The 13628-nt window shown below is 63.9% G+C and carries 11 protein-coding genes; 5 read left to right on the forward strand and 6 right to left on the reverse strand.

The window, feature by feature from the left end:
• Positions 1-52: 52 nt before the first annotated feature.
• Entirely contained in the window at positions 53-1900 is a 1848-nt protein-coding gene (locus NKI38_RS26610) for a branched-chain amino acid ABC transporter ATP-binding protein/permease (protein ID WP_352662834.1), read from the reverse strand.
• 14 nt (positions 1901-1914) lie between these two features.
• The gene (locus NKI38_RS26615) at positions 1915-3081 is read right to left on the reverse strand and encodes an NAD(P)/FAD-dependent oxidoreductase (protein ID WP_352662837.1); all 1167 of its coding nucleotides are present in this window, start codon (positions 3079-3081) and stop codon (positions 1915-1917) included.
• A 146-nt stretch (positions 3082-3227) separates the two neighbouring features.
• Between NKI38_RS26615 and NKI38_RS26620 the strand changes: the two genes are divergently transcribed.
• From NKI38_RS26620 to NKI38_RS26640, 5 genes are read left to right on the forward strand one after another with little or no spacing between them, the layout of a single operon-like run.
• Positions 3228-4148: a MurR/RpiR family transcriptional regulator gene (locus NKI38_RS26620; protein ID WP_352662840.1), complete on the forward strand. Its 921-nt coding sequence runs from the start codon at positions 3228-3230 to the stop codon at positions 4146-4148.
• On the forward strand, positions 4145-4792 hold the full coding sequence (locus tag NKI38_RS26625) for a cysteine hydrolase family protein (protein WP_352662843.1): 648 nt from the start codon (positions 4145-4147) through the stop codon (positions 4790-4792). Before NKI38_RS26620 ends, NKI38_RS26625 begins: the two co-directional genes overlap by 4 nt.
• Positions 4789-6111, forward strand: coding sequence for a type I glutamate--ammonia ligase (locus tag NKI38_RS26630; RefSeq protein ID WP_352662846.1), 1323 nt, complete (start codon positions 4789-4791; stop codon positions 6109-6111). Before NKI38_RS26625 ends, NKI38_RS26630 begins: the two co-directional genes overlap by 4 nt.
• Positions 6111-6878 carry an N-formylglutamate amidohydrolase gene (locus NKI38_RS26635; protein WP_352662849.1) on the forward strand — a complete coding sequence of 256 codons (768 nt, stop codon included), beginning with the start codon at positions 6111-6113 and terminating at the stop codon, positions 6876-6878. Before NKI38_RS26630 ends, NKI38_RS26635 begins: the two co-directional genes overlap by 1 nt.
• The gene (locus NKI38_RS26640; RefSeq protein WP_352662852.1) at positions 6875-8191 is read left to right on the forward strand and encodes an aspartate aminotransferase family protein; all 1317 of its coding nucleotides are present in this window, start codon (positions 6875-6877) and stop codon (positions 8189-8191) included. Before NKI38_RS26635 ends, NKI38_RS26640 begins: the two co-directional genes overlap by 4 nt.
• Positions 8192-8273: 82 nt before the next feature.
• Here NKI38_RS26640 and NKI38_RS26645 read toward each other — a convergent pair whose 3' ends face one another.
• The 4 genes from NKI38_RS26645 to NKI38_RS26660 form a co-directional block, all read right to left on the reverse strand.
• Complete coding sequence (locus NKI38_RS26645) at positions 8274-9596, reverse strand: LLM class flavin-dependent oxidoreductase (protein WP_352662855.1); 1323 nt, start codon at positions 9594-9596, stop codon at positions 8274-8276.
• Positions 9597-9773: 177 nt separating this feature from the next.
• Entirely contained in the window at positions 9774-10856 is a 1083-nt protein-coding gene (locus tag NKI38_RS26650; protein ID WP_352662859.1) for an amino acid ABC transporter permease, read from the reverse strand.
• Positions 10853-12043, reverse strand: coding sequence for an amino acid ABC transporter permease (locus NKI38_RS26655; RefSeq protein WP_502899389.1), 1191 nt, complete (start codon positions 12041-12043; stop codon positions 10853-10855). The genes NKI38_RS26650 and NKI38_RS26655 overlap by 4 nt, the downstream gene beginning before the upstream one ends.
• A 13-nt stretch (positions 12044-12056) precedes the next feature.
• Complete coding sequence (locus NKI38_RS26660) at positions 12057-13079, reverse strand: amino acid ABC transporter substrate-binding protein (protein ID WP_502899390.1); 1023 nt, start codon at positions 13077-13079, stop codon at positions 12057-12059.
• Between the last annotated feature and the right edge of the window lie 549 nt (positions 13080-13628).

Here is a 13628-nt window from a genome sequence, read left to right on the forward strand (position 1 = left end):
TCGGTTCTCCTTCTGGATTTCTTATGGTTGGCTGAATTGGTGTCGTAGCGGTCTATGCGGTCTGGTCTGCGGTGGTTTGATCTGCGGTCTTGGCACGCGCGGTACGGCTGCCGAGATAGGCGGCAATCACGGCGGGGTTTTTCTGGACGTCGCCCGGCGTGCCGTCGGCGATGACGCGGCCATGATCGATGACGACGATGCGTTCGCACAAATTCATCACCAGCCGCATGTCGTGTTCGATCAGGACGACACCGATGCGGCGCTCGGCGCGAACCGTCGACAGGATGGAGACCAGTTCGGCGGTCTCGACAGCGTTCATGCCGGCAGCCGGTTCGTCGAGCAGCAGGAAGCGTGGCTTCAACGCCAGGGCGCGCGCCACTTCCAGCCGGCGCCGCTGGCCATAGGCGAGCCTGGCGGCTGGCTGATCGGCGAATCTCTCCAGCCCCATGCGCGCAAGCTCACCCATCGCCGCCGCCTCGGCGCGGCCAAGATCGGGCTCCACCTGGCGCGCGGCGACGACGACATTCTCCAGCACCGTCATGTGCGGGAAAACGCGGATGTTCTGGAAGGTGCGGGCAACGCCTGAGCGGGCGAAGCGGAAAGCCGAAGCCTGCCGCACCGCGCCACCCACCGACACAGTGCCGGCACTTGGCTGGACATCGCCAGCCAGCATGTTGAGCAGCGTCGTCTTGCCGGCACCATTGGGGCCGATGATGCCGGTGATGCTGTCGGTTTCGAAATTCAGGCTGACGTCATCGACGGCGACGACGCCGGCATAGCGGCGCGACAGATGGTCGGCGGTGAGCCGGTCACTTTCGACATGCCGCGGTGGCGCCGCCGAAGCTGTCACGGCCTGACGTCCGGGCCGGCGCAGGAGGTTGAGCTCACGCTCGCCGAACAGGCCGGTCGGGCGTCGCCAGATGACCAGGATCATGGCGATGGCCAGCACGCCCTGGGTCAGGCCGAACAGGACAGGCAGATGCAGGCCGAGCACTTCGCCACCGCCTTCGAAGCGGCGTACCACTTCGATCAAAACGATGGTCACGATGACGCCGGCGAAGGCGCCGAGCGACGAGGTCATGCCGCCGACGATCAGCATGGCGAGCACGGTGAAGCCGAGGTCGAAATAGAAATCGCGCGGCGAGAACGCACCGAGGAATTGCGCCATCATGGCGCCGGCGGCCATGGCGGCAACGACGCCCACCACCCAGGCGGCCAGACGAGCCGTGCGCTGGTCGACGCCAACGGCCGCCGCGCCGCGCTCGTCATTGGCGGCGGCGCGGGTGGCAAGGCCGAAGGAGGTTTCGCGAAACAGCCTCGCCGCCACCAGCGCCACCGAAGCGACCGCTGCGGCGGTCCACAGCCCTACCTCGCGCGGCACACCATAGAAGGGCTGGCTGCCGCGGGTGATCTCGCGCCCGGCGACCAGCAGCGTGTAGACGATGATCAGCATGGCCAGCGTGGCGATCGAGGCGCTCGACCCGGAAAGCCTGAGCAGGGGAGTGCCGGTCAACAGGCCGATGACGACTGCCAGAACCAGGACAACGGCCAACGCCGCGAAGAAGGAGAGTTGATGGCCGGCGAGGAACTGCGGCAGGTCGCGCAGTGCCGTTCGCTGCAGTGCGGTCGGCATGGTAAGAATGCCGGTGGCGTAGGCGCCGAGGCCGACAAAGGCCGCCTGGCCGAACGAGACGATGCCGCTGTTGCCTGAGAATATCTGAAGGCCAAGCACCGCCGTCAGCATGATCGCGGCATAGGTGACCACTCGTTGCATGGCGGCGCCGCCGAAGATGAAGGCGGCAAGCGCCACCAGCAGCAGCACTGCCACCATGCACAAGGCATCGGCTGTGGCATTGCGTAACGCGCCCGGCATGAGGCGGCTGGGCTTGCTCTCGCTCATCGTCACCGACGCCATCACGCGGCCTTGAAGCGGCTGGGCGAAAACGGCGCCAGGATCGGCTGCGCGCCCTCGGTGGCCAGCCTGGCGATCGCCTCGCCGACGGCCGGCCCGGTCTTGAAGCCGTGGCCTGAGGATCCCGCCGAGACGACCAGCCCTTCAACCCCAGGCATTGCACCGATGACCGGCAGATCGTCGGGGCTCATGTCGTAGAGACCGGCATAGCCGGGCCGGATGCCAAGTTCGGCCATGGCCGGCACACGGGTGGCGAAGGTCTCCAGGATCTCGACCGATTCCTGCTCCTCGACACCTTCCATGTAGTCATCCGGATTTTCGACGAAGCGAGGGCGGCCCGCGTGTTCGTGGCGCAGGCCCGTGCCGCCGCCGGCCCAGGTACCGGCCAGGATGACGCCATCATTGTCGGGCCGCGCATAGTTGCAGGAAATGTCGTCGCACCAGGCGAAAGGCATGACCTGCCTTGCCTTGCCGGCAGCGTCGAGCACGGCCATCGGATGACGCTCGACATGCAGCGGCAGATCGAGGCCAACTGTCGCCAGCAGGCGGCGCGTCCACGGCCCGGCGGCCAGGAGGACCGTATCGGCCTCCAGCACCGTTCCGTCGGTCAGGATGACGCCGATGATGCGGTCGCCCTGCCGTTGGAGGCTCTCGACCAACGTGTTCTGCAGGATTTTCGCACCATTTGCGCGGGCGGCGCGGGCGATGGCATTGGTGGCGCCGAAGGCATCGGCATAGCCATATTCCGGCTCCCACAGCGCCAGCGCGACATTGTCCAGCGCAAAGCCGGGTGCTGCGTCGGCGAAGGCCTGCGGCGACAAGGTCTCGATGCGCGCGCCCTCGCCGCGAATGCGTTCGGCTGCGGCCGTCCAGCTCGCCTTGTTGTCGTTGCCGCAGACCCACATCATGCCGATTTCGGTGACGAAAGAGCCTTCGCCGGCGATCTCCGGCAGCGATACAAGGATCTCGCGGCCACGGATGGAAAGCTGCGACAGTTCCGGCATCAGGTAGAAGGCATGCAGCAGCGCCGACAATTTACCCGACGGGCCGCCCGCGGGATGGGTCTGCTCGATAAGGCTGACCTTCACACCGGCCTTGGCCAGGTGATAGGCGGTGCTCGATCCGACAATTCCCGCGCCGACGACGATGACGTCGCTTCCATTTCGCATGGCTGTTCCCCACAGTCTCTTGGCTGCTTTTCAACAAGGTAGGGCCAGCGGTCACGCAATGTCAACATCTCTTCATTGTTGACCGAGATTTAAATCTCTGTAATAAACTCGACAAACCAAGAGAACGCGGATTTCGGGGGAGGCCCATGGCGATACGCGATGTTCTGATGCGCGGCGATCTCGCGCTGACGCCGTCGGAAGAGAAGATCGTCCGGCTGCTGTTGACGGACTATCCGACCTCCGGTCTCGGCACCGCTTCGTCGCTGGCGCGGCGCGCCGGCGTCAGCGATCCGACCGTGGTGCGGCTGGTGATGAAGCTCGGCTATGAGGGCTTCCCGGACTTCCAGGCAAAGCTCCTGGCCGAAGTCGAGGCGCGGCTGCATTCGCCGCTGCTGATGATGGAGGCCAAGCGACAGAGCGGTTCCAACGACAGCGCCGTGCTGGCCTATCTCGATAGCGTCACCACGGCCTTGCAGAAAGCCACGGCCGCAACACCGGTGCAGACCTATGAGCGGGCGGCCCGTCTGCTGATGGAGGCCAAGGGCGAAGTCGTGATGGTCGGCGGCCGGTTCAGCCGTCACATCGCCGGCATGCTTGCCGGCTACCTCGTGCAGTTTCGCTCCGGGGTTCGCGATCTCGGTGTGCTCTCTCCGCAGACTTTCGACACGCTGGCCGACCTCGACCGCCGCGACGTGCTCGTCGTCTTCGACTATCGCCGCTACCAGCTCGATGTGATGGCCTATGCAAAACAGGCGGCGGCGCTCGATGTGCGCATCGTTCTGTTCACCGACCAATGGCTGTCGCCGATATCAGACCTCGCCGAAGTCACCATCGTCAGCCCGCTCGAAGTCGCTTCGCCCTACGACACGCTGGCGCCGGCGATCGCACAGATGGAAGCGCTGGTCGCCCATATCGTTTCGGTGCTGAGTGACGACGCCCGTAACCGCATCGAGCGGCTCGAAAAGGTGCGGCATGCCAATGCGGTAACGCTCGACAGCGACCCGCAAGAGAACGGCGTTCGCAAAACACCCGGACCCAAATCAGCAAAGCAGGACGACAAAGCATGACCCAAGCCCTACCCAAGCGAAACGAGGCCTTTCGCGCCGGCGAAACGGCGCTGCTGCTCGTCGACATGCAGCGCATCTGGCTGGAGCCGGGCGCCGACCCGTCGCATCCGGAGCGTGGGCCGGATCACTATTTCTACCGGCAGACATCGTCGCAGACGATCCCCAACCAGGAGCGCCTGCTGGCCGCCGCGCGGGCCAACGGCGTCGAGGTGCTGCACACCATCATTCAGAGCCTGACCGAAGACGGTCGCGACCGCTCGCTCGACCACAAGCTGACACCGATCCATGTTGCGCCCAGCCTTCCCGAGGGGCTGCCGGTGGCGCCGCTGGCGCCGGTCGGCGACGAGATCATGCTGCCGAAGACGTCGTCCGGCATCTTCAACTCGACCAATGTCGACTATCTCCTGAAGAACCTTGGCATTCGCTACCTCGTCGTGGTCGGCGTGCTGACCGATCAGTGCGTCGACATGACGGTGCGCGACGGTGCCGACCGCGGCTATCTCGTCACCTGCGTATCCGATGCCTGCGCCACCATCACCCAGGAACGCCATGACATCGCGCTCAAGGCCTTCGGCGGATATTGCTGGGTCACCGACACCGACACGGTCGTCAGCCGCTTCAACGCTTTGGGAAAAACGGCATGACATCGAGTGTCGAGCCTCTGGTTGCCGTCGTCACCACGGATCTCTCCGCCGTTACGCGGGGCCGCTTCGTTGCCGAAAGCAAGTTGCAAAAGACCGCCACGACCGGCGTCGGCTGGCTGCAGGCCAATCTGTCGCTGACGCCGTTCAACTCGATCGTCGATCCCAACCCCTGGGGCTCGTCGGGCGACCTGCGGCTGATACCCGATCTCAAGGCGCGCTTTCGCACGACAAGCACCGGATCGGCGACGCCGTTCGACATGGTTGCCGGCGACATTGTCGAACTCGACGGCAGCCCGTGGCTCGGCTGCACCCGGACGATGCTCAAAGACGCGCTGATCGACTTGAAGGACGCAACCGGCCTGTCGGTTATTGCCGCCTTCGAGCATGAATTCAATGTCGCCGACGGCGGCTTTGCTCCGGCGCATTCGATGTCTTTCGCCGCACTGCGCCGCGCCGACCCCTTCGCGCCCAACCTGATGGCGGCGCTGGAGGAGGCAGGCGTCGCGCCCGAAGTGGTCATCGCCGAGTTCGGCAACGAGCAATTCGAGGTGACGCACGAGCCGGCGGACGCGCTTACGGCAGCCGACCGCGCCGTCGCCATCCGCGAAATCACGCGCGAGTTGGCGCGCAATGCCGGCTGGCGTGCGAGCTTCGCGCCCAAGACAGCGCCGACTGCCGTCGGCAACGGCGTCCATATCCATTTCAGCTTCGTCGATGAGGCCGGCAAGCCGGCAACTTACGATCCGGCGCAGCCCGGCGGTCTTTCCGTCAAAGCCGGCGCTTTCTGCGCCGGCGTGCTGCGTCACCTGCCTGGGATGACCGCCATGACGGCGTCGAGCGTGTCGTCTTACTACCGGCTGAAGCCGCACAGCTGGAGTTCGTCCTACACCTGGCTTGCCGACCGCGACCGCGAGGCGTCGTTGCGCATCTGCCCGACGGTGACGATCGGCGGGCGCGATCCGGCGCGGCAATACAACATCGAGTATCGGGCCGCCGACGCCACCGGCAATCCCTATCTGTCGCTGGCAGCGATCATCCGCGCCGGGATGGAAGGGCTGAAGGCGAACCTGCCCTCGCCGCCGCTGGTCACCGGCGACCCGACACTGATGAGCGACGCAGAACGGGCAAAGCTCGGTCTCGTGCGCCTGCCCGAAACCCTGCCGGCGGCGCTGGACGCGCTTGTGGCCGACAACACCGTCACGGGATGGTTCGCGCCTGTCTTCATCGAAACCTTCGTCGGGCTCAAGCGACACGAGGCCGAGCGCCTTGCCGGTCTCGATCCGGTTGCCATCTGCGATCTCTACCGGACGCTTTATTGATGACTGCACAGACTGAAAAAGATTGGCCCGACGCCGTCGAGGTTCTCAACGAGCACGGCCGTTCCGATATCGTGCTGTTGTGCGAGCATGCGTCCAACCACATGCCGGCCGAATATCGACAGCTCGGCCTCGATGCGAGCCATCTGCAGCGCCACATCGCCTGGGATATCGGCGCCGCCGAGGTGGCCCGCCTGCTGTCGTCGAAGCTCGATGCTTCGGCCTTCCTCAGCGGCTACTCCCGGCTGTTGATCGACCTCAATCGGCCGCTTCATAGCCAAGGCAGCATTCCGGTGCTGTCGGAAGATACCGACATTCCCGGCAATGTCGGCATCGATGCGACGGAGCGAACCCGGCGTGCCGAGATCATGTTTTTGCCGTTTCATGATCGGGTGGCCGCATATCTCGACCGCCGGGCGCAAGCAGGCCGGCAAACGCAGATTGTGACGATCCATTCGTTCACGCCGGTCTTCCTCGGTGTTGGCAGGCCCTGGCATGCTGGCGTGCTGCACGGCAATGCAAGCGATCTCGCCGAAGCGATCCTTTCAGGCCTGCGCACCGATGCCGCGCTCAATGTCGCGGCCAACGTGCCCTATGTGATCAGCCGTGAGGCCGACTACGCCGTGCCCATCCATGGCGACGATCGCGGTATCCCCGCCGTCCTCATCGAGATCCGGCAGGATCTGTTGTCGACACGGTCCGGCGTCGAGGAATGGGCGAACCGCCTGGCGGCGGCACTGCCGGCACAGCAGGCGGAGACAATCCCGTGAGCAATCTCAGCCTGCGCGAACGCGACGCCGTGACCATCGCCCAGATCGGCAAGCTGCGGTTCTCGCCGCTCAGCGTCATCGGCGGCCGGGGCAACCGGCTGATCGAGGAGGGCGGCCGTTCGCTTCTGGACCTGTCGGGATCGGCCGGCCCGGCGGTGCTCGGCTACGGCCATCCGGCTGTTGTCGAGGCGGTCGAGGGGTCGATCCGCAACATGGCGGGCGCCAGTCTGCTGCTCTACCCCAACGAGCCCGCCGTATCGCTGGCCGAACGACTGCTGGCAATCACGCCCGGAGAAGGCGAACGGCGCGTCTGGTTCGGCCATTCCGGGTCCGACGCCAATGACTGCGCGGTGCGCGTGCTGCAGGCGGCCACCGGCCGCTCGCGCTTCATCTCTTTCATCGGCTCCTATCATGGCAATCTTTCGGGCTCGATGGGCATCAGCGGCCATACCGCCATGACCCACACGCTGCCGCGGCCGGGCGTGCTTCTGCTGCCCTACCCAGATCCGTTTCGGCCGAACTTCAGCGGCGAGGACGTGCTTGCCCTGCTCGACTACCAGTTCGAGACCACCTGCCCGCCGCATCAGGTCGCGGCGGTGTTCATCGAGCCGTTGATGTCGGATGGCGGACTGATCGTGCCGCCACCCGGCTTCCTCAAGGCCTTGCAGGAGCGTTGCCGCAAGCACGGCATCAAGATCGTCGTCGACGAGGTCAAGGTCGGGCTCGCCCGCAGCGGCAAGATGCACTGCTTCCAACATGAAGGATTGACGCCGGACCTCGTCGTCTTCGGCAAAGGCATCGGCGGTGGCTTGCCGCTGTCGGCCGTGATCGGCCCGAAGGAAATCATGGATCATGCGCCGGCCTTCGCTTTGCAGACGACCGCAGGCAACCCGGTCGCGACATCGGCCGGCAACGCTGTGCTGAAGACGATCGCAAGGGAAGGCCTAATCGAGCGCTCGGCGCGGATCGGGGCATTGTTTTCCGATGCGCTGCGGGCGCTTGGCGCCAAGCACGAGATCATCGGTGACGTGCGCGGGCGCGGCCTTGCCATCGGCGTCGACCTGGTCAAGGACCGCACGACGCGCGAGCCCGTTGCGGCAACGACCACGGCCAAGATCATCTATCGCGGCTACGAGCTGGGCGCGGCCTTCACCTATGTCGGGCTCAAGGCTAATGTGCTGGAGTTCATGCCGCCGCTGACGCTGACGGAAGACGAGGTGACCGAGGGCGTGGCAATTGTCGACCAAGCGATCATCGACGTGGCTGCCGGCAAGGTCTCCGATGCAGACGTCGCCTCCTTCATGATGTGGTGAAGGGGGAAGTGCCTTGCCGCGCGCGGCAGCACGATGCGGGTCGGTCGGGATCGGCATTCGAGACCTCCCTACGAAGAGCGCTCTATTCGAAGAACCGATTGGGCGGCCGCTTCAGGCCGAGATTTTCGCGCAGCGTTGATCCCTCATATTGCCGCCTGAAGATACCTCGCCGCTGCAGTTCGGGCACGACCTTCTCGGCAAAATCATCGAGCCCGGCAGGCAAGTAGGGAAACATGATGTTGAACCCGTCGGAGCCTTCGGCGACCAGCCATTCCTCCATCTCGTCGGCGATTGTTTCAGGCGTACCGACAAAGGCAAGGCCGGAATAGCCGCCCAGCCTCTGCGCAAGCTGCCTGACGGTCAGGTTCTCCTCGCGCGCCAGTTCGATGACGCGCTCGCGGCCGCTCTTGCTGGCATTTGTTTCGGGGATTTCCGGCAAGGGCGCGTCGGGATCAAAACCGGACGCGTCATGGCCAATCGCAATCGAAAGCGAGGCGATGCCGCTTTCGTAATAGACGAGGCTGTCGAGCTTCGCCCGTTTGGCCTGCGCGTCCTCGACGCTGTCGCCGACAACGACAAAGGCACCGGGCAGGATCTTGATGTCGTCGCGCGACCGGCCGAGTTTTTGCGCGCGATCCTTCACGTCGGCAAAGAAACGCTGCCCCGAGGCGAGATCGGCATGGGCGGCGAAAATGACTTCCGCCGTTTCGGCAGCCAGCTGTCGCCCCGCCTCCGAGGCGCCGGCCTGGACGATGACCGGCCAGCCCTGCACCGGCCGCGCGATGTTGAGCGGACCGCGCACCGAAAGATGCTCGCCCTTATGGTCAAGCACATGCAGCTTTGCGGGGTCGAAATAGAGCCCGCTTTCGGCGTCGCGGATAAAGGCATCGTCGGCGAAGCTGTCCCACAGGCCGGTGACGACATCGTAGAATTCCCGTGCCCGCCGATAGCGCTCGTCATGCTCGACATGCTCGTCCAGGCCGAAGTTCAGCGCCGCGTCAGGGTTGGACGTGGTGACAATGTTCCAGCCGGCGCGTCCGCCACTGATATGGTCCAGCGAGGCGAAGCGGCGGGCAACATGATAGGGCGCGTCGAACGTCGTCGATGCGGTAGCGACTAGCCCGATATGGTCGGTGACGGCGGCGAGCGCCGACAGCAGCGTGAATGGCTCGAACGACGTGACAGTGTGGCTGCGCCGCAGCGCCTCGATCGGCATGTTGAGAACGGCCAGATGGTCGGCCATGAAGAAGGCGTCGAATTTCGCCGCCTCCAGGGTCTGGGCGAAGCGTTTCAGATGCGCGAAATTGAAATTGGCATCGGGATAGGCGCCCGGATAGCGCCAGGCGCCGGTATGCAGGCTGACAGGACGCATGAAGGCGCCAAGGCGCAATTGTTTCTGTGTCATTTGACGGATATCTCGAACGTTGGAGATTGAACAAATCTGGGCGAGGATCGGCCTCCGACAAGGCGCGGGGAAGGTATTGTGTTCCACTGCCACGCGCTTCCGCAGCATTCGCTTCCCCGCCGTCAGCGCAAAATGGCACAGCGCTCCGCCGGCTGGCCGCCCGCGAGCTTTATGGGCTCAGTGACGCAGCGACCGGCGCAGATATGTCTCCAGCCAGAGGCTGTAGCGTGAGCCGCCGAAGCACAGCACGAAATAGATCAGCGCAGCGAACAGATAGGCCTCGTCATAGTAGCCGAGCCACTGCGGATCGGTCGCCGAGGATCGGGCCGCATTGAGCAGGTCGAAAATGCCGATGACGGCAAGCAGCGATGTCGCCAGCAGGAAGCCGATCGCCAGATTGACCATGCCGGGAATAACCAGGCGCAGCGCCTGCGGCAGGACGACGAGCTGCATTGTTCGCCAGTAGCCGAGCCCAAGCGCCGTGGCGGCCTCATACTGGCCCGCCGGGATCGCCTGGAGGCCGGCACGAACGACCTCGGCGACATAGGCCGACCAGAACAGCGTGATCATGATCATCGCCCTAACATTCTTGTCGATTATCTGGCCATTCGGGACGGCCATTGGCAGGATGAGCATCGCCACATAGAGGATGGCCACCATCGGCGTGCCACGCATAAGTTCGATAAAGGCAATCGCAAGCGTGCGCAGGCCGCCCATGCTGGAGCGCCGCGCCAGTGCCAGCAGGATCGCCAGCGGCGTCGCCAGGCCGAAGCAGACCGACCATACGAACAGCGTTACGGCCAGTCCGCCCCACTGGTTCGAAGGGACGGCAGGAGGCACCAGCGTGCCGGACATCAGGATCCAACTGGCGGCGATCACGACAAACCAGGCTACGAGCAGTCCCTTGCGCCAGTATCGCGGTTGCGCGGTGATGACGAGAAGCCCCAGCAACAGCACCATGACGACCAGTGGCCGCCATTGCAGCGCCGGCGGGTAGAAGGCGAACAGGATGAAGCGGAACTTCGCCGCCACGAACGCCCAGCAGGCGCCGGTGGCGAGCGCACAGTCGGCCGACGTTCCCGTCCATGTCGCGTCGAATATGCCCCAGCGCAGCAGCGGCGGTACGATCCAGCCCAGCATCGCCACCGTGACGACGGTGATGATCGAATTGAGCGGCGTGCCGAAAAGCCCGATCTTCAACGTCTGCAGCGTTGCCGAAGATCGCCATGCCCGCACATCGAGAGCCTCGGAGATGCTCATACCCTTGCACCCCTTAGAGCGACACGCTTGTTGTATAAGTTCATCGCCGCCGAGACCGACAGGTTGATCGCCAGATAGATGGCAATCAGCAGCGTCAGCGCTTCGAGCGACTGTCCCGTCGTGTTGGCCGTGGTGTTGATGATGCTGACAAGGTCAGGGTAGCCGATGGCGACGGCAAGGCTGGAATCCTTGGTCAGGTCCAGATAGCTGGACGTCGTCAGCGGCGTGATGACGCGCAATGCCTGCGGCAGCACGATGAGGCGCATGATCTGACCATTGTGCAGACCGAGCGCCCTCGATGCCTCCCATTGACCGCGGTCGACCGACTGGATGCCCGCTCGCACGATCTCGGCAATGGCGGCCGAGAACTTGACCACCAGGCCGGTCAGCAGGGCCGCGAATTCCGGAGTCAGATTGTGGCCGCCGCGAATGTTGAAGCCGGCCAATGCCGGTATCTCCCAGGTCGCGCCGGCGCCGGTCAGTGGAAAGGCCAGCAGAATGCCACCCAGCAGTCCTGCGGTTGCCAGGCCTAGCCGCCTGACAGGCAAACTGCCCTTGCGCCGCGACCATGCAAGAAAAGCCAGGTAGCTTGTGACGAGGCCGACAAGCAGCCAGAGCGTCGACACCGACATCCCATGAAAGCCAAGCCCTGGAACGAACACGCCCCGGTTGGTGAGGAAGAAACTGTCGAAGACCGAGAGCGCCTGGCGCGGCGACGGAAACGATTTCGCCAGCGAAATCCAGAAGAACAGCTGAAGCAGAAGCGGCGTGTTGCGGATGATCTCGACATACCAGCGCACAAGCGCCGCCAGCAACAGATTGCCCGAGAGGCCGGCAACACCGAGAGCGACGCCGAGAATGGTGGCAAGCACACAACCAAGCGTGGCCGCTTTCAGCGTGTTGAGAAGGCCAGCCAGGATTGCGCGCGCATACGGATCGCCCGCCTTGAAGGCGATCGGCGCTTCGCCGATCTCGAAATTCGCCGGCCGGCTGAGGAATTCGAAGCCTGGCGTGATGCCGATACGAGCCATCGTCCCGGCCGTGTTGTGGCCAAGCAGCCAGAATAGGGCGATGACCGCCGCGATCACAGCGACCTGCGTCAGCGGCCAGTTACCCCACCACAGGGACATCTTGCGCAAAATGCCGGGTCCGTCTGGACCCGGCACGGTTTCGTCAGTCAATGACATGGATCGAAGGGGCTTAGCGGAACGGCGGCGAATAGAGCAGACCGCCATTGGTCCACAGGCTGTTGTAGCCACGCTCCCAACCGAGCGGCTTCAAATTGCGGTCGTAGATTTCGCCATAATTGCCGACAGTCTTGATGATGTTGTAGGCCCATTTCGGATCGAGGCCGATTGCCTGGGCGAGCGACGGGTCGACGCCGAGAAAGCGCTGGATGGCCGGGTCTGGCGATTTGAGGAATTCATCGACATTCTTGCTGGTGATGCCCCATTCCTCGGCCTGGATGGTGGCGTTGACCGTCCAGTTGACGATCTCGAGCCAGCGGTCATCGCCGCCGGCGATCGCCGGTGCAAGCGGTTCCTTCGACAGTCGCTCGGGCAGGATGATATAATCGTCGGGCTTCTTCAGCTGGGTGCGCTTGCCGACGAGATCGGACGAATCTTGCGTGATGGCATCGACGCGACCTGTCTCCAGCGCGTTGATGAACTCGCCGGTGTCCTCGATCGTCACCGGCGTGAACTTCTTGCCGGTCTTGCGGAAGAAGTCGGCGATGTTCAATTCGCCCGTCGTGCCGCTCTGAACGCCGATGGTGGCGCCATCGAGGTCGGCTGCCTTGGTCACATTGAGATCCTTGCGCACAAGGATGCCCTGGCCATCATAGAAAACCGTCGGGCCGAAATGGAAGCCGAGCTGGAAGGCACGCGTGATCGTCACCGTCACGCCCGACAGCAGAACGTCGAATTCGCCGGCCTGGAGCGCCGGCAGACGCTGCTGCGGCGAAGAGTTGGTGAACTCCACCTTTTCCGGATCGCCGAAGACGGTGATCGCCAGGGCACGGCCGTAGTCGGCGAAGAAACCTTGCCAGCGACCGTTGCTATCCGGCGAGAAGAAGCCGGGTGTCGTGCCGACACCGACCTTGATGGAGCCGCGCTCCTTGATCTTGTCAAGCGTCGGGCCTGCATAGGTCGCGGTCGAAAACAGTCCTGCCGCCACCACCAGCGTCGTCGCCAGAGCCGTCCTCCAACCGGCGCCAGGCCGCATTGCAATCGTCATGTCAGTCAACTCCTGAGGTTCATTGTTGCCAGCCGACCGCGGAATGTCCCCCGCTCTGTTCGACTGTCTCGAAGTTAACTCTATAATTTTTGTAGACTAAGGAACGGCAATCCAATTTTCTGCCTGTCCGGAAAGCAGATTGCTTCGAAAATGCCCATTGGCGGCGAATGCGAACCTGCACCGTTTCCGAATGTGTTTCCCTCGCGAGAGACACGCTCCAGCGCGGCTGAAGAAGAAGAATATCCCGGGACAAAAAATGGCCGGGCTCGAATACGGCCCGGCCAAAAGAAGGTTAAAACCTTCAGAGGGGAACACCGTCCAGCGGAATGGGAGGAAACCGCCGAACGATTTTACCTGTTTGAGCCTATTTCGGTGAGTTGGCGACGAATGGAATTCCAAAAATTTACAAATGAGCAAAAATTCGTGCTCAGCAGCCGTTACGGATCGTGTCCCGCGGCGTGGTGTAGCTGGCGGCATTGGTCGCCGTGCTCTCCGGCATGGGCCGGGCTGATCAGCGCGCCACTGCTGGCAGGCTGA

The sequence above is a fragment of the Mesorhizobium sp. M0621 genome, assembly GCF_040320745.1.
Classification (GTDB): domain Bacteria; phylum Pseudomonadota; class Alphaproteobacteria; order Rhizobiales; family Rhizobiaceae; genus Mesorhizobium.